Origin of the sequence: Thiohalophilus sp. (assembly GCF_034521165.1) — a bacterium.
Lineage (GTDB): Bacteria > Pseudomonadota > Gammaproteobacteria > UBA6429 > Thiohalophilaceae > Thiohalophilus.
This window is the reverse complement of the sequence record NZ_JAXHMV010000008.1, coordinates 667,901-691,072: the sequence shown is the minus strand read 5'-3', so window position 1 is coordinate 691,072 and position 23,172 is coordinate 667,901. Positions and strand designations below refer to the sequence as shown.

The 23,172-nt window shown below is 56.2% G+C and carries 22 protein-coding genes; 10 read left to right on the top strand and 12 right to left on the bottom strand.

What is annotated here, in order from left to right; genetic code table 11:
- Nucleotides 1-4: 4 nt before the first annotated feature.
- Nucleotides 5-1,087 carry a sulfur oxidation c-type cytochrome SoxA gene (gene soxA, locus U5K34_RS08070; RefSeq protein WP_322567872.1) on the bottom strand — a complete coding sequence of 361 codons (1,083 nt, stop codon included), beginning with the start codon at nt 1,085-1,087 and terminating at the stop codon, nt 5-7.
- A gap of 481 nt (nt 1,088-1,568) precedes the next feature.
- Between soxA and U5K34_RS08065 the strand changes: the two genes are divergently transcribed.
- From U5K34_RS08065 to U5K34_RS08055, 3 genes are all read left to right on the top strand, one after another.
- On the top strand, nt 1,569-3,149 hold the full coding sequence (locus tag U5K34_RS08065; RefSeq protein WP_322567871.1) for a HAMP domain-containing sensor histidine kinase: 1,581 nt from the start codon (nt 1,569-1,571) through the stop codon (nt 3,147-3,149).
- A gap of 36 nt (nt 3,150-3,185) precedes the next feature.
- The gene (locus tag U5K34_RS08060; RefSeq protein WP_322567870.1) at nt 3,186-4,580 is read left to right on the top strand and encodes a sigma-54 dependent transcriptional regulator; all 1,395 of its coding nucleotides are present in this window, start codon (nt 3,186-3,188) and stop codon (nt 4,578-4,580) included.
- A gap of 754 nt (nt 4,581-5,334) precedes the next feature.
- Nucleotides 5,335-5,976 carry a hypothetical protein gene (locus U5K34_RS08055; RefSeq protein ID WP_322567869.1) on the top strand — a complete coding sequence of 214 codons (642 nt, stop codon included), beginning with the start codon at nt 5,335-5,337 and terminating at the stop codon, nt 5,974-5,976.
- A 65-nt stretch (nt 5,977-6,041) separates the two neighbouring features.
- On the opposite strand, the gene U5K34_RS08050 is transcribed toward U5K34_RS08055, so the two are convergent.
- From U5K34_RS08050 to U5K34_RS08015, 8 genes are read right to left on the bottom strand one after another with little or no spacing between them, the layout of a single operon-like run.
- On the bottom strand, nt 6,042-7,733 hold the full coding sequence (locus U5K34_RS08050) for a complex I subunit 5 family protein (protein ID WP_322567868.1): 1,692 nt from the start codon (nt 7,731-7,733) through the stop codon (nt 6,042-6,044).
- Nucleotides 7,730-9,229, bottom strand: a complete 1,500-nt coding sequence (locus U5K34_RS08045) for a complex I subunit 5 family protein (protein WP_322567867.1) — start codon at nt 9,227-9,229, stop codon at nt 7,730-7,732. The genes U5K34_RS08050 and U5K34_RS08045 overlap by 4 nt, the downstream gene beginning before the upstream one ends.
- Nucleotides 9,226-10,692, bottom strand: a complete 1,467-nt coding sequence (locus tag U5K34_RS08040; RefSeq protein WP_322567866.1) for a complex I subunit 5 family protein — start codon at nt 10,690-10,692, stop codon at nt 9,226-9,228. The genes U5K34_RS08045 and U5K34_RS08040 overlap by 4 nt, the downstream gene beginning before the upstream one ends.
- Before the next feature lie 9 nt (nt 10,693-10,701).
- Complete coding sequence (locus tag U5K34_RS08035) at nt 10,702-11,013, bottom strand: NADH-quinone oxidoreductase subunit K (protein WP_322567865.1); 312 nt, start codon at nt 11,011-11,013, stop codon at nt 10,702-10,704.
- Nucleotides 11,006-11,950 carry a hydrogenase subunit MbhD domain-containing protein gene (locus U5K34_RS08030; RefSeq protein ID WP_416224064.1) on the bottom strand — a complete coding sequence of 315 codons (945 nt, stop codon included), beginning with the start codon at nt 11,948-11,950 and terminating at the stop codon, nt 11,006-11,008. Before U5K34_RS08030 ends, U5K34_RS08035 begins: the two co-directional genes overlap by 8 nt.
- The gene (gene mnhG / locus U5K34_RS08025) at nt 11,950-12,246 is read right to left on the bottom strand and encodes a monovalent cation/H(+) antiporter subunit G (RefSeq protein ID WP_322568093.1); all 297 of its coding nucleotides are present in this window, start codon (nt 12,244-12,246) and stop codon (nt 11,950-11,952) included. The genes U5K34_RS08030 and mnhG overlap by 1 nt, the downstream gene beginning before the upstream one ends.
- Entirely contained in the window at nt 12,236-12,514 is a 279-nt protein-coding gene (locus tag U5K34_RS08020; RefSeq protein ID WP_322567863.1) for a monovalent cation/H+ antiporter complex subunit F, read from the bottom strand. The genes mnhG and U5K34_RS08020 overlap by 11 nt, the downstream gene beginning before the upstream one ends.
- Nucleotides 12,515-12,561: 47 nt before the next feature.
- Nucleotides 12,562-13,080, bottom strand: a complete 519-nt coding sequence (locus U5K34_RS08015) for a Na+/H+ antiporter subunit E (RefSeq protein WP_322567862.1) — start codon at nt 13,078-13,080, stop codon at nt 12,562-12,564.
- Between the two features lie 225 nt (nt 13,081-13,305).
- Here U5K34_RS08015 and U5K34_RS08010 point away from each other — a divergent pair, with 225 nt between their 5' ends.
- The 7 genes from U5K34_RS08010 to U5K34_RS07980 all read left to right on the top strand — a co-directional run bounded on the left by U5K34_RS08010 (nt 13,306) and on the right by U5K34_RS07980 (nt 19,115).
- Nucleotides 13,306-13,920 (top strand): N-acetylmuramoyl-L-alanine amidase, encoded by a 615-nt coding sequence (locus U5K34_RS08010; protein WP_322567861.1) that lies wholly within the window; start codon nt 13,306-13,308, stop codon nt 13,918-13,920.
- A 54-nt stretch (nt 13,921-13,974) separates the two neighbouring features.
- The gene (locus U5K34_RS08005; protein WP_416224063.1) at nt 13,975-14,652 is read left to right on the top strand and encodes a haloacid dehalogenase type II; all 678 of its coding nucleotides are present in this window, start codon (nt 13,975-13,977) and stop codon (nt 14,650-14,652) included.
- On the top strand, nt 14,645-14,821 hold the full coding sequence (locus U5K34_RS08000) for a hypothetical protein (RefSeq protein WP_322567859.1): 177 nt from the start codon (nt 14,645-14,647) through the stop codon (nt 14,819-14,821). Before U5K34_RS08005 ends, U5K34_RS08000 begins: the two co-directional genes overlap by 8 nt.
- 32 nt (nt 14,822-14,853) lie before the next feature.
- Nucleotides 14,854-16,686 carry a sodium:proton antiporter gene (locus tag U5K34_RS07995; RefSeq protein WP_322567858.1) on the top strand — a complete coding sequence of 611 codons (1,833 nt, stop codon included), beginning with the start codon at nt 14,854-14,856 and terminating at the stop codon, nt 16,684-16,686.
- Nucleotides 16,687-16,858: 172 nt separating this feature from the next.
- Nucleotides 16,859-17,710 (top strand): peptide chain release factor N(5)-glutamine methyltransferase, encoded by an 852-nt coding sequence (prmC, locus tag U5K34_RS07990; RefSeq protein WP_416224062.1) that lies wholly within the window; start codon nt 16,859-16,861, stop codon nt 17,708-17,710.
- 90 nt (nt 17,711-17,800) lie between these two features.
- The gene (locus U5K34_RS07985; protein ID WP_322567856.1) at nt 17,801-18,190 is read left to right on the top strand and encodes a hypothetical protein; all 390 of its coding nucleotides are present in this window, start codon (nt 17,801-17,803) and stop codon (nt 18,188-18,190) included.
- A 178-nt stretch (nt 18,191-18,368) separates the two neighbouring features.
- Nucleotides 18,369-19,115: a molybdopterin-synthase adenylyltransferase MoeB gene (locus tag U5K34_RS07980; RefSeq protein ID WP_322567855.1), complete on the top strand. Its 747-nt coding sequence runs from the start codon at nt 18,369-18,371 to the stop codon at nt 19,113-19,115.
- A gap of 63 nt (nt 19,116-19,178) precedes the next feature.
- Here the strand turns inward: U5K34_RS07980 and hslO are convergent, their stop codons facing one another.
- The 3 genes from hslO to gatA form a co-directional block, all read right to left on the bottom strand.
- On the bottom strand, nt 19,179-20,051 hold the full coding sequence (gene hslO, locus U5K34_RS07975) for an Hsp33 family molecular chaperone HslO (RefSeq protein WP_322567854.1): 873 nt from the start codon (nt 20,049-20,051) through the stop codon (nt 19,179-19,181).
- 46 nt (nt 20,052-20,097) lie between these two features.
- On the bottom strand, nt 20,098-21,531 hold the full coding sequence (gene gatB / locus U5K34_RS07970) for an Asp-tRNA(Asn)/Glu-tRNA(Gln) amidotransferase subunit GatB (protein ID WP_322568092.1): 1,434 nt from the start codon (nt 21,529-21,531) through the stop codon (nt 20,098-20,100).
- 148 nt (nt 21,532-21,679) lie between these two features.
- Nucleotides 21,680-23,134 carry an Asp-tRNA(Asn)/Glu-tRNA(Gln) amidotransferase subunit GatA gene (gatA, locus tag U5K34_RS07965; protein WP_322567853.1) on the bottom strand — a complete coding sequence of 485 codons (1,455 nt, stop codon included), beginning with the start codon at nt 23,132-23,134 and terminating at the stop codon, nt 21,680-21,682.
- Nucleotides 23,135-23,172 lie beyond the last annotated feature (38 nt).

Sequence of the window (23,172 nt, the reverse complement as noted above, 5' to 3'; positions counted from 1 at the left end):
GAATTTAGTCCAAGGTTTCACCGTAATAGCTGGAAAGGGAGTTAATCTCATAGCCGTTTGACAAAGACTTGATAAAAACCTCCATATCAGTGTACTCAAGACTTCCTTCATGAGACGTCTTCATACGAGCAGCTGCTTGACAGGCTTTAATCTGTAATTGCATCGTAAGAAGATAATGACGCTCTGGATGAGCTGGAAACTCCCATATCGGATATGATACGGCATCTCCATATGGAGTAGATGGACGCATACCTCGAAGCTGCTTCAAAACTGTCGGCGGCGTATGGCACGAGGCACAGGCGAAATTAAATTGGCCTACACGTTTGAAGAACAAATCTCTACCACGGTAAAAAGCATCCTGAACCGGACCGGGCGTGTCTACTTCAATATCAATAGGCACCCCATCACTTTTATCTGTTACATACCAAGTCATCAAAGTATTATCGCCTGAATCTTCAGGCATCTCCGCGCCAACATATTTTTCACTGCAGTTCCTAATACGCGTAGTCAGAGGTATAACCCTGTCATATTCTTTATCAAAAGTAGGATACTTTGCTGCTACTCCTCGCAGCTCTTCTCCATTACTTCCATGGCAGGACGCGCAGCTTTTACCGGTCTTTCCTGTTCTCGCATAGAGTTCTCTTGCCTCCTCGCGCAATAATTCACCATTAAATTCATCACGCTTAAGCCAGCGTACATCTTTGTAATTGATATACTGGGACTCCATACCGTTAGCAATCGACTTTTCGATAGCCTTACGGTCTTTCCAGTTCTTATATGTGCCAGTGATATCGTTCTCAACGCCTGATATAGCTTTTTCTTTGCCTGGATGGTACTGACCAGGTTGATCTTTCTGATCAGCAACCGCAGCGAGACTGATAAGCGCCCCACCCAAGAAAATGAGCTTTAGTAATCTCATAAATAGCCCCCTCATAATGTTTTTATTCATTGATCCAGCAAGGATGCAACTGATTCTGCAAGAGATATGCCACAAGAATAACTTTCCTAAGTTATTGATTTTTCGTCCAGGATCATCCTTCATATCTTGAAAATAGGCTTTCAGTTCAGGAATATTTCCAATACTCAAAGTATTGCATGGAAATTTACCAATAACTTGCTGGATGAAATTGTCTCTGAATGGCTCTTAGTTCGAGCAATATCAATCATAGAGATACTGTGCTTGCCTTTCATAAACAGTCATGTAAATATAAAATTGGTGTAGTTTACTTTCTCACCTCACATAAATTGAAAACTGCATCTCTAATGTCCGCACCACTAGAACCCTGCACTGTCCAGCTAGACACTCAAACATGAAATTATATTATTATGGCAGCTACAATATATTTATCTTCATGATTGGAATGCTAAAGATTTATTCTAATAATGATTCAAGCAGAATTTAATCAAAAAAGATTTGCAGCATAGGTGTACTTGTGCAACATAGCTCTGATAAACGCTCCTCCCTGAACGATCCCAGTATAAAAAAACGGCAGTGTCCTATCTGGGGTTCACTTAGTTCACGGCTAGCCATAAGCGCAATTCTGATTGTTGCTTTGTCGGCCACCTCTATGCTTTATAGTCTGGACTATTTTCTTACTCGTGATTTTCATGCTATTCACGCGAGCGAGTTAAAACAACAATCTACACGAATTGAGAGCTATATAGACAGACAGGTTCAGGAACTTTCTAAATACGCACGATTGGCAACCCACAATCGCACATTAAGAAATACTTTGTTGGAACTTGATCATATCCAGGTCTCGCGCCAGAGAATACAATCTTTTGTAACGCGTACAGCATCTCTATACAATCTCGACTCAGTTACTGTATGGAACAATGACGGAGGTTTGGTAGCAGCGAATGAGAATATAATTGGGAATATGGCATTGCATTTAAGTAATTTCCCGATGGAGACACCGCGCTCTATCCGGTCTGGACTTGTTAATCTAGGCAGACAACTATGGGTCATATCCACTGCCCCGATTAACATTGGATCCGACACAATGTTTGTACTGCAATTTTCACGTCTACTTGATGATAGAATAGCCGCAGATGATTTGCTCGGTGTTGGCCTAAAAATCGAGCCTAAAGAGACTAGAGATGACACTAACCCGGAAGCTGCTCTATTAAAAGTCCATACTGTCGACGGAAGCCCCTTGCAAGTTTCAATCTCATCTAAGAACACAGTAGTCCCACCCGGTTTACATTCAAAAGTTTATGTGGCGTCTGCAATTGCCGTCTCATCTTTATTGTTGTTCCTCATTTTTCTTTTCATTAGTCACCGTGAAAGCAAACCCTTTAAGCGATTACAGATAGCGCTACGACAAGTGGGCCAAGGTGATTTCTCTCAATCAATCGAGATAAAAGGCTGCAATGAAGCAGTTGAACTTGCAGAAAGCTTTAATCATATGGTTATCGACTTATCTAGATTACGCAGCCTGGAACGAAGTCTTGACCAGGAGCGTAGACTTGCCGCCGCCGGCAGGCTCGCAACAAGAGTGGCTCATGACATCAACAACCCGATCAGTGTAATCCGCTCTGTCGCTGATATTTCACGTCGCAGATATGGAAACGACAATCCTTTTGGCGCAGACATGGACACAATATATCAACAGTCAAGCCGCTGTCTCCAGATTGCAGAAAATCTGGTTGCATTTTCCAAACCACGAAATATAGAACGTAATGTTATTGAATTAAATAAGAACTGTGAGGAGTATCTCATAAGGCGGAAACAACATGCACCTGATTTCAAATATCAATTCACTGCATCTCCAAAAGCTTTGCTTGCAACAGGAAATAAATATTATCTTTGGCAGGTACTCGACAATCTCACTGACAATGCATTACAGTCTAATAATAACAACACTGTCTTCTATACTTGCCACGAAGAAGCTGAATACACAATCATCAGCATTAGAGATAACGGCATTGGATTCCCATCCGGACAAGAGGAAGATATTTTCGAGCTTTTCTTTTCCACAAGACCTGATGGATCCGGAATGGGTCTGCCCAATGCTTTATCTATCACTCACGCACTGGGTGGTACAATAAGAATCACCAATCCGGAGTTAGGCGAGATATCCATATATTTGCCAACAGCTATACATAAATATGATGATCAATTTGCGGCTCTTCCCGCTCCATACTGACTATCATATTGCGCACAGAATAGACTGGAGGTCCTAATGGCCGAGGCAGTACCAAAACTATCAATAGAAGAGGCCTACTCAACATTGTCTGTAGCTGTCGTTGATGACGATCCAGCTGTCGCGTCCACCCTTTCTAGGGTTTTGCGCGAACTAGGAGTCAATAACGTGAGCGAACACACCGACGTTAATCAATTTATTGAGCATCGTCTCGAACATCCTCTCGACGTCGTTTTTACAGATCTGGTTATGCCTGAAAAGGACGGATTTGCACTTATTGATTTTCTTCAACACTCTAACCATAATGTATTAACCATTGTTGTTAGTGCGTACTCTTCTCTGGAAAATGCTGTTCAAGCTGTAAAAGCAGGCGCGTTTGAATTTGTCTCTAAACCGTTTAACATAGATGTCATAGATTCAACTCTAAGAAAAATCGTAAATCATCAGACTATACAGCATCGTCTTGGAAAAACTGATGCACACGAAACTTCTGATCCGTATTTAATTGATATATTAGGTACAACTGAATCTATCTCTGATATACGTCGAACAGTATCCATTGCTCGTGATGTAGACGCGAACGTTCTTATAGAAGGAGAAACTGGCACCGGAAAAGAGTTGATAGCAAGGGCGCTGCATGCCGGTAAAGGCCCTTTCGTGGCAGTCAATGCAGCAACAATTGTGGATGAGTTGGCAGAATCTGAGTTGTTTGGGCATGCACAAGGTGCATTCACTGGTGCTACTAGCAATAAAAAGGGGCTAATTGAAGCAGCTAACGGCGGCATTTTATTTCTAGACGAAATCAATTCTATGGGACGCACAATGCAAGTTAAGTTATTACGCATGCTTCAGGAACGTGTTGTTCGGCCTGTAGGCTCGACAAGGGATATCGCAGTTAATTTTAGATTGATTTGCGCCACTAATGAAGAATTGGAAGAGGCCGTCCTAGCTGGACAATTTCGCATGGATTTGTATCATCGGATCAATGTAATTCCTATCCGACTTCCACCATTGCGAGAAAGACCAGGCGACATTAGAGAACTGGCAAAAAAGTTTGTTGAGCGTTTTTCACGCCTACACCAGAAAACAACCGCTAATTTAAGTCAATCTGCTATGGATATCCTCGAACATCACCAATGGCCAGGGAATGTACGCGAACTACAAAACGTAATCGAGCGTGCTATAATTTTTGCAGGGCCGAAGCAAATCATCAGCGCAGAACATCTTGAGCGCGTTTTCCAGACAACTCGGCCCATTACAACATCGTCTAATGGATTTGAAGCACCCCTGGGGATAAGCATGCGTGAAATGGAGGCACGTTACGCACAAGTTATTCTTGAACAGGTCGGCGGCAACAAAAGCGAAGCAGCCAGGATTCTCGGTATAGACTATAAGACGCTTGTTAGTCGGCTGAATTTTTCTTTTTCTGATTAAAGAATAGATCAATTAATCCTCTCATGTCTTCAACAATTTATTCATCCCCACTCTTTCTTTGACCTCGCTAGATGACGCTTGTCACCTCTTATTTGGCAATAGATTTTCCGACAAACAAGCGGCACTTGCACTACCACCTATAATCAAACCCTTCCTCTTGTTCAGTGCGACTCATGGAAAACCACATCAAAATCCTCTACTGCACCCAGTGTTGCTGGTTGCTCCGCTCTGCAAGGAGTTAAAGTAGCTAGTGCGCGATCGCCTCGCGCCTGACAAAGATCTTGGACACTCCGACAAAAAGCCGGGGGATATGACGTAAATTTCATCATTAAACTTGAATGCATTTCCTCCGCAGGGCTTTAATATTTGTAAAAGCTCAATGGATATTCTCCTTTTCCCCGCAAGAAATGCGGAACAAGCTCTGGCCCTCTCCCTTCCTGGGGGATGAAATTGGTCTGTTGAGAAAACTTTATCTTTGCGTTCTTTGCGCCTTTGCGTCCTCTGCGTTAATTCCAGCGACATTGAGAAAGGACTATTGCCCATAACGGCTCAAAAATCTCCCTCCACCCTGCTAAGATTATGGGTAATTTCAACCCGACACAGGATGCCGAAGGAGCGGTTTACCCCGATACTCCGGATGCGGCTCAGAGTTTACGTACGAAGATCAAAGCCTGATTACCTGCGATAAACATTCAGCGTCGACTGACTGCCCCGCTTTCGACCTGCCTGATAACCCTGAACAGAGGACATCACATTGAATAAATCCATTCTCGTTATCATTCTGGCCGCGCTGGTCTCTTTCGGCTGCACCGAGTCCGATTCGGACTCGCCGATCACGATTAACACCAGCGGCAATACCTACGTTAACGGCTTCTTTGGCCTCGAGGTGGAAAAACCCGCCGACTGGTACGCACAGAGCGCCGAGGAAACCATCCTGTTGCAACAGCAGGGCAACAAGGTACTCTCCGGTGACGATAAAAACATGCAAAAGCTGATCGAGGCGGCAATGGAAAGTTCTCTGCCGCTGTTCGGCTTTTTCGAATATCCGCCCGGCACACCCGGCAAAATGAACCCGAATGTCCTGTCTGTAGCCGAGAACATCAAGTTGTACCCCGGCATCAAAGAACCCTGCGATTACGTTGAAGCGGTGAAACAGGTTCTTCAGCAGGGTCAGTTAAAATACGAGTTCGACGGAGAGTGCCAGTCCTCTACGATCGGCGGCAAACCGGCAGGCTATATGGATGCCTCGTTACACGTAGGCACATTCGATATCGCCCAGCGCTATCACGCCATGATCACCGACGGCTATGCCATATCCTTTATTCAAACCTATACGGATGAGGCAAGCCGTAGCAAAGTCGATAAAGTAATGGACTCGATTCAGTTTACCCGCTGACACGGCGCATAAACGCGAGTTTCAACACGACGGATTACCACCGATAAATCAGGCCGCGATCGATACTATCCGCCTGTCATACCGCCGCCGACGATCAACAGGATCACCAGCACCACGAACAGGCCAGTAGCACTTCGCCAGCGGGTTAGCCAGACTTCGGCCGACCCCAGTGCTGTCAGCCGATAGGAACGAATCCAGCGTGGTGGCCCCGACCACCGGTTCAGTGCATTCAACAGGATACGGACTGCCCCCAGCAGACGGGCTACCAGTTTTTCCAGCGGCACGACGATGTCGCCGGCCGCAACCACGGGCAAGCTCGGTCGCCAGCGCCAGAACAACCCGCCGATCAGTAACGCCCCGCCCAGTGGCCACAGGCTGGCCAGCGGGGCGAATATGAACTCACCGACGAGATCGACACCCGTTAGCCAGATGCCCCAGGGCAGGAAAAGCGCCCCCGTCAGCACCAGCAACCAGCCGGTCAGCATGGCATCATTGATCCCGCTCGCCTCCGCTTTCGGTTGCCGGGACCAGACCAGGTATAAAAAACGCAACATTAACAGGCTGGTGGCCAGGGCACTCCATGGCAGCAGATCGGCATAGATCCCGGCACTCGGTATCGACTGCAGGCCGCTTTTAAGCAGATCCTTGACCAGCATGCCACCGCTCCACGGCGCCCCGGCCATTGCCAATGCCGCCAGCAACAGGCCGGCACCCACCCTGCGGCGTTGACGCGGGCTGGCGCCGGTGCTCATGCCCACGCCAAGGAACAGCGCCCCTTTCACCAGGCCATGATGCAGCGCATACAACGTTACCGCCAGCAATAACAGGGGCCAGGCCACCGGCGACAGCAGGCCCGCGCCCACGGCCAGGGTCATTACCCCCATCTGGCTGATACTCGAATAGGCCAGCACCACCTTGGGATCCCGTTGCAGTACCCCTATCAGCGCGGCATAAAAGGCGGTCAGCATTCCCACAAACATGATCGCCTCGCCCCAACCGACCAGGCTAACCTCGCCCATCGGCAACAGGCGTAACCAGCCGAGCAACCCCGCCTTGATCATCGCCCCGGACAACACGGCGCTGGCCGGGATCGGCGCGACCGGATGGGCCAGCGGCAACCAGACGTGCAAACCGATCAGGCCTGCCTTGATACCCAGTGCGATCAGCAGCAACAGGTACAGCAGATCGGCGGAAGTCATGTGCGCCGTCGCCGCACGCACTGCGGGAAAATCAAGCGCGCCGGCGCTGGCATTCACCAGCATCACCATTGCCGCGAACAGCAACACTTCGCCGAGCAACACCAGGATCATATAGATGCGACCGGCGCGCAGTGCGGCCTGACTGCGTTCGTGTACCACCAGGCCATACGAAGCGATACTCATCAGGGCAAAGAACAGGTAAAAACTCACCAGCTCCTGTGCGACAACCAGACCGATGTTGCCGCTCATCGCCAACAAAAAGAACACACCGAAACGGCGCCGGCGTTCGCGCAGATATCCCGACGCATACAAACCGCCACCCAGCCATAACAGTGCGGTGAATAATAAAAAGATCCGGCCGGTCCCATCCACGCCCCAGACACTGCCCAGCAACACCCAGGGCAGACTGATCGTACTGTCGAGGGGCAATACCAGCGCCGCGATCAGCGCCGGCAACGCGGCCCACGGGATCCACCGGAAACCGCCATGCCAGAACAGCAAGGCCACCGCCAGCAACAACGGCAACAACACGCTTATCGGCAACAGCAGTTCGGTCACGGTAAAAAGCCCTCCCCTTCGACGATGAACTGCACCCATTGCAGCGGACTGAACGGAATCGCGGCCAGCAGGCCGGCGCCGACCGCCATCGCCGCGGTAATCAGGGGCGGCAGCAACAACAGCCAGGCGGTCTCCTTGCGACCGAAGTGCCGTTCCTGCGGCCATTGGCCGGCCGGTTCACGAAACCAGGCGCGATACAACACCGGCAGAAAGTAGCCCGCGTTCAGCAGGCTGCTGCCGATCAACACCCACAACACCCAGGCCTGATCCGCCTGCAAGGCGCCCAGACCGAGATACCATTTGCTGATAAAGCCCGCCAGCGGCGGCACGCCGATCATGCCCAGCGCGCCGAGGGTAAAGGCGCCCATGGTCCAGGGCATGCGCCGCCCCACGCCGTCCATTTCCTCGACCTTGTGGATGCCCAGCGTTTCGGCCAGATTACCGGCGCAGAAGAACAGCGTGATCTTCATCAGCCCCTGATGCACCAGATGCACGAGTCCGCCGATGGTCGCCAGCGGCCCGAGGATCGCCACGCCCAGCGCGATATACGAAACCTGGCTGACGGTGGAAAAGGCCAGTCGGCGTTTCACGTCGTTTTGATAGAGCGCCCGCAATGATCCGTACAGTATGGTGATTGCCGCCAGTACAGCCAGCGGTCCGGTAACACCCAGTTCGGCGGCGAATTCAATGCCGAAGATCTCATACAATACCAGGACGATACCGAACGCACCGGCCTTGACCACCGCCACCGCATGTAGCAGCGCGCTGACCGGGGCGGGCGCCACCATTGCCAGCGGTAACCAGCTGTGAAACGGCACCAGCGCCGCCTTGACCCCCAGCCCGGCGATCAATAGCGCGAAGATCGTGATCAACACCGAACGTGAATGGCCTTCCAGTGCCTGACCCAGACCACCGGGGGTAAAGGTCAGGTCACCCGTCAGGCTGTAGAGCCAGACGATCCCGATCAACAGCAGGGCGCCGCCACCCACGGTATAGGCCAGATACACCTGACCGGCCCGGCGCGCCACCTCGCTGCCGCGATGCACTACCAGCGGATAGGTCGACAGGGTCAACAGCTCATAAAACAACAAAAAGGTAAACAGGTTACCGGACAGAGCCACGCCGGCGGTGGCCGCCACACAAAGGCTGAAAAAACCGAAAAAGCGACTGCGATGGGGCGAGCCTTCGAGATAGCCGATGGCATACAGTGTGGTCAGTAACCACAACACCGCCGACAGGGTGACAAATAACAATGGCAACGGCCCGGCCCGCAACACCAGATCGATCCCGGGCACCAGCGGCAGTTGCGTCTGGTACTGCTGGCCGTGAAACACGCCCCACAGCATGACGATGACCAGGCTCAGTTTGATCAGGGCTCCGGCCAGGTTCAAGGTGGTACGCAGGTGCGTCCGCTGCTCGGGCAGGGTAAAAATGATCAGGCCCACCAGCAACGAGCTGGCGATGATGAGAAGTGGCAGGCTGGCCTGCATCATCATCCCTCCCGCCCGACCAGGTTGCTCGGATCACCGATCGCCAACAGCTCCAGCACCGGCAGAGTAAACAGGCCTAGCCCCACCGCCGCGATGGCCAGCAGCAGGGCCGGCCAGCCCAGGCGCAACGCGATCAGCGGCGACACCTGCGACGATTCACTACCGGGCGTAAAGGCCGGACCGATCACCTTGAACACATAGGCCGCCGCCAGCAGACCGCCGATGATCAGCACCCCGATCAAGTCCCAGCGCCCCTGCTCAAACGCCGCCTGCAGCAACAGCCACTTGGCGGCAAAGCCGCCACTGGGTGGCAGCCCCATGATACTGACGCCGGCCACGCCGAAGGCCGCCACCGACAGCGGCAGGCGCTGCGCCAGGCAATCCAGATCAGCAATCCGATCATGCCCGCCAAAGTGCAACAGGTTACCGGCGGCGAGAAACATGGCCGATTTGGCCAGCGCATGGGATAACACCAGCATGAGTACCGCGCCCCAGATCACGTTTGAACCGCTGGCCACCGCCAGTGCGAATCCGACAAACAGATAACCGATCTGCGCCACGGTTGAATAGGCGATCAACAGTTTCAACCGCTGTTGTCGCAGGGCCAGAACCGAGCCCCACAGGATGGCCAGTGCACCGAGTCCGCCGGCGATCTCCACCAGCACCCCGCTCGTCAAAGGCGCGAAGATTTCAAACCACAAACGCAATAAAATATAAAAGGAAGCCTTGATCACCAGCGCCGAGAGAATCGCGCTGACCGGCGCCGGCGCACTGGCATGGGCCGCAGGCAGCCAGAAGTGCAGGGGAAACAACGCGGTTTTGAGCATCAGTCCGGCGAACATCAGACCACCGGCCAGCCACAGGGTCGGGGCATTGGCTGTGCGCTCACCCAGCAGACTGATATCCAGCGTACCGAACTGATGATAGAGCAACGCCACACCCAGCAGATAGACCATCGATCCCAGCAGACTGGCCAGCAAATAACGCATGGCGCCGGCCAGTGCTTCGGGTTCGTCGCCCAGGGCGGTCAGGGCCACGGCGGCCAATGTCATCAGCTCCAGCGTGACATACAGGTTGAAAATATCGCCCGACACAAACAGGGCATTCAGGGCGCCCAGCAGCATAAGCCATATCGGCCAGAAATGGCGCCGCTGCGGCAAAGAGAAAAATTCGCTGGCATGCACGCTGACGGCCACAAACACCACCGCGGTGATACCCAGCATTAACAGACTCAGGCCGTCCACCTGCAGTACGATCCCCAACGGCGCGCCCCAGCCGCCCACGGCATGCGCCACAGGACCTGCGAGTAACAGTTGACGCCCCAACACAAATACCGAGGTAGCCGATACGACGACACTGACCAGTCCGATAAAACGGGTCCAACCCGGCAAGAGAAACCCGAGCAAGGCCCCGAGCAACGGCACCATCACGGGCAAAACGATCCAGTTGCTGTTCAGCGACGCCTCCATGCGATCATCCTACTTCGCATGATCCCCGGGCAGGTGTGCCCGGCCGGTTGCCCGATGGAGTTTGAGCATCAACAGCAGAGCCAGTGCCGTGGCGGAGACCGCCACTACGATACCGGTTATGACCATCGCCTGTGGCACCGGATCCGCCGAGGTGGGGTCACCGCTGCTGCGCGCCAGTGTCACCAGCAGCAGAAACACGCCACTGCTCATGACATTGATGGCCAGGATCTTGCGCAGCAAATGGGCATGTACGATCAGCGCATACAGTCCGAGAGTAAACAGGCCCGCCCCGGTGAGAGTGTAGATTAGCAAGCTATTCATCCTTGTGCTCCGGTTCGGCGTCCCCGCCCATAAACAGCGCCACGAGTATCGCGCCGATCGACAGGCTGGCACTCGCTTCGATCAGCAATATCCATCCACCGGCCTGCGCCGGCGGGTATTGCAACAACTTGCCTTCCAGCCACAGGGTGATCAGGGCAAGAACGAGAAACAACACCGGCCCCAAAGCCAGTAACAATCGCCATGGCCAGCGGGCAAACCGGGCCGGCAGACGCCAGCCGGATAACAACAACAAAATACCGCCGGCCGCCAGCACCGCGCCGGCCTGAAACGCGCCGCCGGGGGCGCTTGCCCCCAGCCATAACAGATACGCCGCCACCAGCACCAGCACCGGCGCTAACAGACGTGACAGGGCATCCAGTACCGGGCCGGTGGCCGTTACGGCCTGACGATGGCACTTGCCCAGCGACCCGACGCCCAGCAAGGCCAGCAGCAGCACCAGTATCTCCAGCAATGTGTCGTAACCGCGAAAGTTGAGCAGCACCGCCGTCACCGGATGGCGGACGCCGCTGTTATCCAGTTGCGCGATAACGTCCCGACGCAATCCCGGCGTATCGACGGGCAGGTGGTACAGGGTATAGACCAGGGCAATGAACAGTCCCGCTGTCAGCAGAGCAACAAAACCCGAGCCAGGTCGATGCCAGGAAGGCTGTGACGGTTCGGGGTTCGTCGCCTCTTCGTGAACGACAACATCCAGCCTGGCCAGTGCCGCCAGCAACAGGGCACCGGTGACGCCGGCGCCGATCGCCGCTTCAGCCAGGGCAATATCCGGCGCCGCCAGTCGCACCCAGACCAGGGCCAGCATCAGGCCAAAGGCCACAAACAGGACAATGGCCCGGAACAGGTTGTCACTGGACAACGCCTGCCAGGCGAGCCAGATGCCCCCCAGCCCGAGCAGACTGTCGAACAGCAGCGGCATCACCGCTGCCACGGCGTGATTCCCCGTTGCAGGGCCCGGCGGGCGATCAGATGGGCGACGCTGGCCCCGGCCAGCAAGACCAGTAACCAGATCAAAAACAGCTTGCCCGCCACCAGCCAGGAGCCGGACTGGATCGCCAGTCCGGCCATGACAAATCCCAGTCCCACGTTATCGGCCTTGGTCAGGGCATGCAGCCGGGTATAAACATCGGGAAAGCGCAACAACCCGACCGTCCCGGCCAGAAAAAAGAACCCGCCGCTAATCAATAGCAATAGCGCAAGATAATCAGTCAGCATCACGGGAAGTTTCCTTCTCGGGCCAGGCGCGACGCACAAAGGCCACCGCAGTCACCGCCGCCAGCAAGGCAATGATCAGGGCGACATTACGTAAACTCGTCTGCGCCTGTAACTGGGCCATGACCACCAGCATGGCGACCGTAGTGGTGCCAAACAGTTGTGCCGCCAGCATGCGATCCGCTCCGCTGGGCCCGCGCATGATACGCCACAGGCCGGCGATCAGGTTGAGCAGCAGAAAAACCAGCAAGGACCAGTAAAACAGTTCCACGAATCTGCCTCTTTGTTATTTCGTCACCGCGTTTCGAAAAGCGGCATTTATGTCAATGAGTGATCGCTTACCGTTGGAGTCATCGCGAGCGCAAACAGTTCCGCCACCCGGCACTCAAGGATACCCAGGCGCACCGTGATGTCACTGTTGCCATCCAGCACATGCACGCGCAAACCATCGTTATCGATTTCGACACTCAATGTGCCGGGCAATAAGGAAACCATATTGATCATCACAACCCGGGGCAAACCCTCCGGCAGTTTGAGGGGATAATCCACCAGTACGGGCGTGATCGGCAGCCGGGAATGCAGGGCCCGGCCCGCCACATCCATCCCCCCCTCCAGAGAGTGGCGTAGAAAAAACGGGATAAAGCGCAGCAGCGCCGGAATGCTGATCGTCATGCGCGGCACCAGGAGCAGGCTGACCAGCGTCGCCAGCAATACCGCCGGGACTCCCAAACCCCAGCTGCCGGGTTGCCCTTCGGTGAGCAGCCACCATAGCACGGCGAACATGGCCGTCCGTGACAACAGCATGAAAAGCCTGTTAATCATGACCTGCCGGGCCATCAGAACCGGATCCTTGGTGACGGGTGGTCAGCGTAATTACCGGTTTTGATGTGCGGGTAACGGGTCATGGTTTCGCTTTGAAACGAGTTGGCCAACGGGACGGATTGCTGTCTGTCAGTCTAGCAAAATGACCGCGCACGAACACAGGCGATGGACGTGACAGCCGCTATCGGTCTCTGGTATGTATAGCGACAAGATAACCTGAACCAGCCACAGGGATGCCCCATGATCGTTTTACTGGATAACGGCCACGGCGGGCTGATTGCCGGCGAATACCAGACCACCGGAAAACGCTCGCCCGTCTGGGACGACGGCAGTCAGTTGTTCGAGGGTGAGTTCAACCGGGCGATCGTCAATGGGATCGTCGCTGCGCTGACCCGCGACAATATTCCCTATGTGGTCATCACCCCCGAATACCGCGATGTCACTCTCGAAACCCGGGTCAAACGCGCCAACCGTTATTTCGGACAGGATGCCTGTTTCTTTCTCAGCGTGCATGCCAATGCCGGCGGCGGTCGCGGCTTCGAGGTCTTTACCTCTCCCGGGGAAACCCTCAGTGATCCCATCGCCACCATCCTCGGCGAAGAATATCAAAAAACCTTTCCGGAACGCCCCCTGCGCGCCGATTACCGCGATGGTGATCTGGACAAGGAGCGTCGCTTTTACGTTCTGACCCGCACCCGCATGCCAGCGGTGCTGACGGAAAACTTTTTTATGGATAACGAGGATGAATGCCGCACTATCCTGATGAGCGAGGCAGGCCGGCGGCGGATTGTCGACTATCACGTCAACGCCATCCGGCGTGTGCGGGATGAACTTTTCGCCAACACGGAGGCGTGATGACACCCGTTGCGGCTGCTATGCTTGTCATTCACTTTAATCGGTACCGGCAGCATGACCCAGATACTCGCCTTTGATATTTACGGCACCCTGATCGATCCCCACGGTATCGCAGTGGAGCTACAACAGCTGATCGGCGAAAAAGCCCCCGAATTTTCCCGCCGCTGGCGCGACAAACAGCTGGAATATACTTTTCGCCGGGGTCTGATGCGCCGCTATGTCGATTTTTCGACCTGTACCCGCCAGGCGCTGGATTACTGCGATACCGTGTTTGGCACGCAACTGACCGGGGCGAACAAACAGCAGCTGCTCAAACACTATGCCAGTTTGCCGGCCTTTGCCGATGTCGAGCCCGGACTCGAGGCGCTGCAACAAACCGGCATGCAGATGGTCGCCTTTTCCAACGGGACGTCCGAGGGCGTGCGCGGCCTGTTGCAACAGGCGGGTATTCTCGATTTTTTTGCCGATGTGATCAGCGTGGATGAGATCGGCAGCTACAAACCCGACCCCGCGGTCTATCACCATTGCCTGTCCCGCGTGGGAACAAACGCCGAAAACTGCTGGCTGGTCTCTTCCAATCCCTTTGATATTCTCGGTGCCGCCGCGGTCAATATGCCGACTGCCTGGGTACGACGCGATCCCGCCGTGGCCTTCGATCCGTGGGAGACCCGGCCCACAGCCAGCATTGAACAGTTAACAGATCTCATCAGCGTGGTACAGAACCATGGATGACAAACTCGAGATCGCCGAACGAGTTCGCCAGGCCTGTTTGCAGCAAGCCATGGAAGCCTGGGAGCAGGCCGGCATCAGTGGCCTGTGCGGCGAAGGTCGCTGGGAGGTGGCACTGGATGCGATCCGGCACCTGGATGTTGCCAAACTGATCGAATCCCCGCAGGATTAGACAACCCTAACAACCGCGGCTGCCGATCGCCCATGCACGAACATATTCTCATTGCCCTGGCCGGTATCGGCCTGATCGGTATTGCCAGTCAGTGGTTGTCGTGGTGGTTGAAACTGCCGGCGATTCTGTTTTTACTGATCGGCGGTATCATCGCCGGGCCGGTCACCGGCTGGCTCGATCCCGATACGTTGTTCGGCGATCTGCTGTTTCCGTTCGTCTCGCTGGCTGTCGCGGTCATCCTGTTCGAAGGCAGTCTGACCCTCAAGTTCGAACAGATCCGCGGACTGCAACAGGTGGTGATCAACCTGGTCTCGGTGGGTGTGCTGGTCACCTGGGCTGTGACCGCCATCGCCACGTATCTGTTGCTCGATATTGGCTGGGAGCTGGCGCTGCTGTTCGGCGCCATCACGGTGGTCACCGGGCCAACCGTCATTATCCCCATGCTACGCACCGTGCGCCCCAACAGCCGCCTGACCCATATTCTGCGCTGGGAAGGGATTGTCATCGATCCGATTGGCGCCCTGCTGGCGGTGCTGGTGTTCAACTTTATTATTACCGGCCAGGGCAGCGATGCACTGGGCTCCACCCTGCTCGGTTTCGGCACGATACTGCTGGTGGGCATCGCAATGGGAGCCGTGCCCGGCTATCTGCTGGGTCTGCTGTTGCGCCATCATCTGTTGCCCGAATACCTGCACAACATCACTACCCTGACGCTGGTCTTCGCGGTATTCGTGATTTCCAATTCGCTGTATCACGAATCCGGTCTGCTGGCGGTCACTGTCATGGGCCTGTGGCTGGCCAATATGAAGGGCGTGCATATCCATGACATTCTGTCATTCAAGGAAAGTCTCAGCCTGCTGTTTATCTCCGGCCTGTTTATTATTCTGGCGGCACGGCTGGATCTCGATGCGCTCATCGAACTGGGCTGGCCGGCGCTGTTTGTGCTGCTGGCCATCCAGTTCATCGCCCGCCCCCTGAAAGTGCTGGTGTCCACCTTTCGCTCGTCACTAAACTGGCGCGAGCGCACCCTGCTGGGCTGGATCGGGCCACGCGGGATCGTTGCAGCCGCCGTGTCTGCCCTGTTCGCCCTGCGCCTGGAACAGGAAGGCATGAGCGAGGCGGCATTACTGGTGCCACTGACCTTCATGGTCATCATCGGCACCGTGGTCTTGCAAAGCGCCACCTCGCGACTGTTTGCCACCTGGCTGGGGGTCGCCGAGCCGGAGCCGCGCGGTTTTTTGATCATCGGCGCGAACCCGGTGGCCCGCACCATCGGCCAGGCCCTGCAGGAACAGGAGTTCAATGTGCTGTTGACCGATACCACCTGGGAGAACATTCGCGCGGCGCGCATGGACGGCCTGCCCACCTATTACGGTAACCCGATTTCCGCGCATGCGGATCAGTGCCTGGATCTGGTGGGTATCGGTCGCATGCTGGCCCTCTCTCCCATGGCCGATGTGAATGTGCTGGCCGGACTGCGCTTTCGCCGTGAATTCGGCTCCGGCGCGATCTATACCCTGCAGACCGCGCAGGAAAAAGATGCGCCGGACAAACTCACTGCCGCCGAAGAACATCGCGGCTATTTGTTGTTCGGCGAGGGCGTCACCTTCAGCAAGCTTTCCAGTCTGCTCAGTCAGGGCGCCAAGATACACGATACCAAGCTGAGCGACGATTTCAGTTTCGAGGAATTCAGCAATAAATATGGCAAACGGGCCACGCCCTTATTCGCCATCGATCCGCGCGGCCGGATTCAGATCTTCGTTGCCGAAGGCAAGCTGACGCCCCAGGCCGGCTGGACGATCCTCAGCCTGATCGAGCCGAGCGAGGAAGAAAAAGCCAAAGCGCAGGAAGAGAACGAAAAGTAGATAAACGGTGGCTCCGCGTTGCTTGAGCCACCCTACACATCCCGTAGGTCGGAACAAGCGCAGCGGTTCCGGCTTCATCGTGCCGGTGGCTCCGCTGCGCTTGAGCCACCCTGCTCTGTAGTAAAACCCGATTCAGGTATAATGCCGGTATGTGCCATTCGCCCCCGTTATTATGTCGTTAACCGTCAGCGAACTGCTGGGCGCTGCCCATCGACGCCTGCAGGCGGTGTCGGATTCGGCGCGCCTGGACAGCGAGCTGTTACTGGCCCATGTGCTGCAACAGTCCCGGACCTGGTTGCATACCTGGCCGGAGAAACCGGTCGACGAAGCCCAACAACAGACGTTCGAACACCTGCTGCAACGCCGGCTCGCCGGCGAGCCCATCGCGCATATTCTGGGGGAACAGGATTTCTGGTCGTTGCGATTAACGGTCTCGTCGGCGACATTGATTCCCCGGCCCGATACCGAGCGGCTGGTGGAACTGGCCCTGGAACGCATTCCAGCCGAGGCCGACTGGACCATCGCCGATCTGGGGACCGGCAGTGGCGCCATTGCACTGGCGCTGGCCACCGAACGCCCCCGCTGCCATGTCATCGCCACCGAGCAATCGACCGAGGCACTCGATGTGGCGCGGGTCAATGCCGCCCGGCACCGGCTGAACAATGTGCAGTTTATCCACGGCGACTGGCTGGCCGATCTACCGACAGCGCAACGCTTCGAGATGATCGTCTCCAACCCGCCCTATATCTGCGAGGCCGATCCGCATCTCTCCCGGGGCGATGTCCGCTTTGAACCGCGCGGCGCCCTGGCCGCCGGTGCCGACGGCCTCGCGGCCATTCGCCAGATTATCCGCCAGTCAACCGCGCGGCTGATGCCGGGCGGCTGGTTGTTACTGGAACACGGCTATGATCAGGATGAAGCGGTGCAGCGTCTGTTACGGGATACCGGTTATGGCGAAGTGGCTGATTTTATTGACTTCGGCGGGAACCCAAGGGTCGCCGTCGGCCAGCGCCCGGCGGGGTAAATCAGCAAACGCTTATTTATACGGGAGCTATTGACCCCTTCTGTGATCGGTTTAGGATAAAGGGCATGTGAACAGGCCCGCAGGCAGACTGTGCTCAAGCAACGCGACATTATTTTTCATTCCCTGCATCCCGAACCCAATCCGGCGCGTTCGGCGGCCCTGTTGCTCAATGAGGTCGACGGTATCCAGCATGTCGAGGCCCCGACCGATACCCGCCTGCTGGTCCATTACGATCTGCGTCACATCACCCTGGCCGAGATCGAGTCCGCCCTGGCCCGGGCCGGTTTTCACCTGGACAACGCCCTGCTGATCAAACTCAAACGGGCCCTGCATTACTATACCGAGGAGACCGAGCGGGCTAACCTGGGCTGCCCGGCCTGTCAGGACAAAACCACCCGCGAAATCTTTATCAAACACTATCGCAATCGCGCACACGGCTGTCGCGATCCCCGTCCTTCGCACTGGCGTAACTATCTATAAGAGCAGGGGCTAGGGGCTAGGGGCTAGACGCTAGAAAACCCCATAAACTCCTGACTGCCGACTGCTAACTGCCATCTGCCTACTGCCAACTTTTATTTGCCAACTTTCATTTACCTGTTCAACGCTGTTTGTTTGGCGTATTCTTTCGTTATTCGATAACGCATAGACTTGACTGACCATGAACGACGACCAACTGCTGCGTTACAGTCGCCAGATCATGTTGCCCCAGGTGGATGTAGCCGGGCAGGAAAAGCTGCTGGCTTCGCGGGTTTTGATTATCGGCATGGGCGGGCTGGGTTCGCCGGTGGCGATGTATCTGGCGGCGGCCGGTGTCGGGCAGCTGGTGCTGGTGGACCACGACCATGTGGATCTCTCTAATCTGCAACGACAGATTCTGCATCGCTATGAGGATATCGGCCGTCCCAAGATCGCCTCGGCTGCCGAAACCCTGATGCAGCTCAACCCGCAACTGCACATTACCACCCTGGATCACAAACTCTCGGACGAAGAGCTGGGCGAAATCGCCCGCAATGTGGATGTGGTGGTGGATGCGACGGATAATTTCGAGATTCGCTTTGCGCTCAATCGCGTCTGCGTCGAGACCGGTACGCCGCTGGTTTCCGGCGCGGCGATTCGCATGGAAGGCCAGGTCAGTGTTTTCCTGAACCGACCCGGCAGTCCCTGTTACCGTTGTTTGTATCGCGAAGAGGGCGAGCTGGATGCCTCCTGCAGTGAAAACGGCGTTCTTGCGCCGATCGTCGGGATCATTGGCAGTGTTCAGGCGCTTGAGGTGATCAAGATTCTGCTCAACATCGGCTCGACGCTGGACGGTAAATTGTTATTGCTCGATGCTCTGCATATGGAGTGGCGCACTCTGACCCTGAAGCAGGACAGCGAATGTCCGGTGTGCGGCGCCACGGCCTGAACAGACGTTCCAGACCCGATTCACTCGCGCTTCGTAAGGTGTGGCAATAGCCCGCTCGCCTGTTCAGTGGCGGGTATCGGGTGTCCGGTAGGTCACTTCGGTCGCGAACAGTTGTTCGGCATCCACGGCATCGAAGCGGTATTGCTGATTGCAAAACTCGCAGGTTACATCGATGTGCTCTTCTTCCTCGAGAATCGCGCGGACTTCGTCGATCCCCAGCTGACGTAACATATTGGCTACCCGGTCCTTGCTACAGGGACAGCGAAAACAGATCGGTTCCGGTTCAAAGACACGCACATCTTCCTCGTGATAGAGGCGATGGATCACCTGCGGGGCGGTGAGATCCAGCAGTTCCTTGTCGGTAATGGTGGCGGACAACTGTTCGACCCGGTTCCACCCTTCCTGCTCCTCGGCGCTCTGGTTGGCCGGCAGCTTCTGGATCAACAGACCGGCGGTACGTTGATTACTGACCGCCAGCCAGATACGGGTATCGAGCTGTTCGGAACGGGACAGATAATCGTCGATGGCCTCGGCCAGATTGTTGCCGGTGAGTTCCACGATACTCTGATAGCGTTCCGCGCTGTTGGCCGGCTCCAGGGTAATGGCCAGGCGGCCATCACCGACCAGTTCGGGCAGGGAACCGGGCTGGATATCCTCGGCGTAATGGGCCATGCCGCGCACGTTACGATCGTGGGTGCATTCCACCACCATGAACGGAATCGGACCATTGCCCTGGATCTGCATGGTCAGCCGGCTTTCATGTTTCAGGGTGGCGGCAAGCAATACCGACGCCGTCATGACTTCGCCCAGCAGATGCAACACCGGATCGGGATAGGTATGTTTTTCCTGTAGCGCTTTCCAGGTGGCATCCAGCTGTACCAGATCGCCGCGAATCGCCAGGTTTTCGAACAGGAAACGTTGCAGGGTATCGCTCATGATCAGACTCCGGCCGTTTTGTCGGCCGGTGACAGGTCAGGATGGCTCATTGGCTGAGCTTGTCTTTCAACATCTGGTTCAGCTGCGCCGGGTTGCCCTTGCCGCCGGTGGCCTTCATGCACTGGCCCACGAAGAAACCCAGCACTTTCTCCTTGCCGGCCCTGAACTGCTCGACCTGTTCGGGATTGTCGGCAATTACTTTATCGACAATCGCCTCCAGCTCACCCGTGTCGGTGATCTGCTTGAGCCCCTTCTTCTCGATAATCGCATCAGCATCGCCTTCACCGTTCCACATGGCATCGAACACCTCCTTGGCAATCTTGCCGGAGATGGTCTTGTCCTGGATACGTTTGATCACCCCGGCCAGCATCGTGGCACTGATCGGACTGTCGGTGATGCTCAGATCGTCCCGGTTCAGATAACCGGATAACTCACCGATCACCCAGTTGGCGGACAGTTTGGCTTCACCGCAGGCGCTGACCACACTTTCATAATAATCGGCCAGCTCGCGGCTGGCGGTCAGGATCACGGCGTCCTCGAGCTTGAGCCCGTAATCGTTGACAAAGCGATCCTTTTTCGCCTCCGGCAGTTCCGGCATGTCGGCGCGAATCGTCTCGATATGCTCAACGGTAATCTCCACCGGCAGCAGATCGGGATCCGGGAAGTAACGATAATCCATCGCCTCTTCCTTGGAACGCATGGAACGGGTCTCGTCCTTGTCCGCATCGTACAGGCGGGTTTCCTGGATGATCTCGCCGCCGGCTTCGAGCACGTCGATCTGGCGTTCGACTTCGAAATTGATCGCGCGCTCCACAAAGCGGAACGAGTTGATGTTTTTAAGTTCCGTACGCGTACCGAACGCTTCCTGCCCTTTGGGACGCACCGACACATTGGCATCGCAACGGAAGGAACCTTCCTGCATGTTACCGTCGCTGATGCCCAGATAACGCACCAGCGCGTGAATCTTTTTCATATAGGCCACCGCCTCTTCGGCCGAGCGCATATCCGGCTCGGAGACGATCTCCAGCAAGGGCGTACCGGCACGATTGAGATCAATGCCGGTCATGCCGTGATAATCCTCGTGCAGCGATTTGCCGGCATCCTCTTCCAGATGCGCGCGGGTCACGCCGATGATCTTCTCGCTGCCATCGTCCAGGCGAATACTCACCTGGCCGTGTTCGACGATAGGCAGTTCGTACTGGCTGATCTGATAACCCTTGGGCAGATCGGGATAGAAGTAGTTCTTACGCGCAAAGATCGACCGCGGCGCGATCTGCGCCTCGACAGCCAGGCCGAATTTGATGGCCATGTTGACCACGTCTTTGTTCAACACCGGCAATACACCGGGCAGCCCGAGATCCACCGCGCAGGCCTGGCTGTTGGGCGGCGCCCCGTAGGCGGTCGAGGCGCCGGAGAAGATCTTGCTGCTCGTCGCCAGCTGGGTATGAATCTCAAGCCCGATAACCGTTTCCCAACTCATCATGTCAGTTCCGAGGTACGAGGGACGAGGGACGAGGAAATAAAGCCATACCTGTCACTGTCCACATGTTTCAACATAATCATTACTAATAACGAATTCTCGAGTCCGGGAACGAGACCAATCCTCGTCACTCGTCCCTCGTAACTCGTCACTCGAACCCCGAAGGGGTTCGCCAGTGCCAGTCGGTGGCCTGCTGGAAACGGTGCGCGACGTTGAGCAGGCGCGCTTCGTCGAAGTAGTTGCCGATAATCTGCAGCCCGACCGGCAGGCCGTTGACGAACCCGGCCGGCACCGACATGGCCGGCAGGCCCGCCAGGTTGGCGGCAATGGTGTAGATGTCCGACAGATACATGGTGATCGGATCGTCCGCTTTCTCGCCCAGCTTGAAGGCCGGGGATGGGGCGGTGGGACCCATGATCACATCCACCGACTCGAAGGCCTGCACGAAATCGTCGCGGATCAGCCGCCGCGCCTGCTGCGCCTTTATATAATAAGCGTCGTAGTAGCCGGCCGACAGGGCGTAGGTGCCGACCATGATACGCCGCTTGACCTCGGGGCCGAAGGCCTCGCCGCGGCTGCGCTTGTAGAGATCCTCCAGATCCTGCGGGTTCTCGCAGCGGTAGCCGAAACGCACCCCGTCGAAACGCGACAGGTTGGAGGAGCACTCGGCCGGAGCCACCACGTAATAGGCCGGCACCGACAGGTGGGTGTTGGGCAGGCTGATCTCCACCACCTCGGCACCCAGTTTCCTGTACTCGGCCAGGGCCGCGTCCACCGCGTCGGCCACGCCGCTATCCAGTCCGGGATCGAAATGCTCCTTGATCAGGCCGATTTTCAGCCCCTTGAGATCCGCACCAAGATCGGCCGTATAGTCCGGCACCGACCGGTCCAGACTGGTGGAGTCATGCGGGTCATAACCGGCCATGGCGTTGAGCAGCAGCGCCGCGTCCTCGGCCGTTTGGGTCAGCGGGCCGGCCTGATCCAGACTGGAGGCGAAGGCGATCATGCCGTAACGGGAAACCCGCCCGTAGGTCGGTTTGAGTCCGGTGATTCCGCACAGCGCCGCCGGCTGGCGAATCGAGCCGCCGGTATCGGTGCCGGTGGCCGCCGGGGCCAGCCGGGCCGCCACGGCCGCCGCCGATCCGCCGGACGACCCGCCGGGCACGGTCCCGGTGTCCCAGGGGTTTTTCACCGGCCCGTAAAAACTGGTTTCGTTGGACGAGCCCATGGCGAACTCATCCATGTTGGTCTTGCCCAGGGTGACCATCCCCGCCTCGTTCAGGCGGGTCACCACGGTGGCATCATAGGGGGCGATGAAGTTGTCCAGCATTTTCGAGCCGCAGCTGGTTTTGATGCCGTCGGTGCAGAAAATATCCTTGTGCGCCAGCGGGATACCGGTCAACGGGCCGGCCTCACCGGCGGCGCGCTGCGCGTCCGCCGTCCGGGCACGGGCCAGCGCCGCATCGGCCGCGGCGGTGATATAACTGTTGAGTTGCGGATCCAGCGCGCGGATGCGCTCCTGATAATGGCGGGTCAGTTCTTCACTGGAATAGGCGCCCTGTTCCAGATCCCGGGCCTGTTCCGCAAGCGTTTTGTCGTGCATGCCGTCTTCTCGTGTGCGTCAGTCTTTGATAATTCAGG

Excerpts from the sequence above, each read along its gene's own strand:
- U5K34_RS08065 (WP_322567871.1), top strand. The coding sequence starts at position 1,569 with ATGCTTTATAGTCTGGACTATTTTCTTACTCGTGATTTTCATGCTATT.
- U5K34_RS08045 (WP_322567867.1), bottom strand. The coding sequence starts at position 9,229 with ATGATGATGCAGGCCAGCCTGCCACTTCTCATCATCGCCAGCTCGTTG.
- gatA (WP_322567853.1), bottom strand. The coding sequence starts at position 23,134 with ATGCACGACAAAACGCTTGCGGAACAGGCCCGGGATCTGGAACAGGGC.
- U5K34_RS08040 (WP_322567866.1), bottom strand. The coding sequence starts at position 10,692 with ATGGAGGCGTCGCTGAACAGCAACTGGATCGTTTTGCCCGTGATGGTG.
- U5K34_RS08015 (WP_322567862.1), bottom strand. The coding sequence starts at position 13,080 with ATGGCCCGGCAGGTCATGATTAACAGGCTTTTCATGCTGTTGTCACGG.
- U5K34_RS08035 (WP_322567865.1), bottom strand. The coding sequence starts at position 11,013 with ATGAATAGCTTGCTAATCTACACTCTCACCGGGGCGGGCCTGTTTACT.
- prmC (WP_416224062.1), top strand. The coding sequence starts at position 16,859 with ATGTCGTTAACCGTCAGCGAACTGCTGGGCGCTGCCCATCGACGCCTG.
- hslO (WP_322567854.1), bottom strand. The coding sequence starts at position 20,051 with ATGAGCGATACCCTGCAACGTTTCCTGTTCGAAAACCTGGCGATTCGC.
- U5K34_RS07995 (WP_322567858.1), top strand. The coding sequence starts at position 14,854 with ATGCACGAACATATTCTCATTGCCCTGGCCGGTATCGGCCTGATCGGT.
- U5K34_RS08060 (WP_322567870.1), top strand. The coding sequence starts at position 3,186 with ATGGCCGAGGCAGTACCAAAACTATCAATAGAAGAGGCCTACTCAACA.
- U5K34_RS08010 (WP_322567861.1), top strand. The coding sequence starts at position 13,306 with ATGATCGTTTTACTGGATAACGGCCACGGCGGGCTGATTGCCGGCGAA.
- gatB (WP_322568092.1), bottom strand. The coding sequence starts at position 21,531 with ATGAGTTGGGAAACGGTTATCGGGCTTGAGATTCATACCCAGCTGGCG.
- U5K34_RS08030 (WP_416224064.1), bottom strand. The coding sequence starts at position 11,950 with ATGCCGCTGCTGTTCGACAGTCTGCTCGGGCTGGGGGGCATCTGGCTC.
- mnhG (WP_322568093.1), bottom strand. The coding sequence starts at position 12,246 with ATGCTGACTGATTATCTTGCGCTATTGCTATTGATTAGCGGCGGGTTC.
- U5K34_RS07980 (WP_322567855.1), top strand. The coding sequence starts at position 18,369 with ATGAACGACGACCAACTGCTGCGTTACAGTCGCCAGATCATGTTGCCC.
- U5K34_RS08000 (WP_322567859.1), top strand. The coding sequence starts at position 14,645 with ATGGATGACAAACTCGAGATCGCCGAACGAGTTCGCCAGGCCTGTTTG.
- U5K34_RS08005 (WP_416224063.1), top strand. The coding sequence starts at position 13,975 with ATGACCCAGATACTCGCCTTTGATATTTACGGCACCCTGATCGATCCC.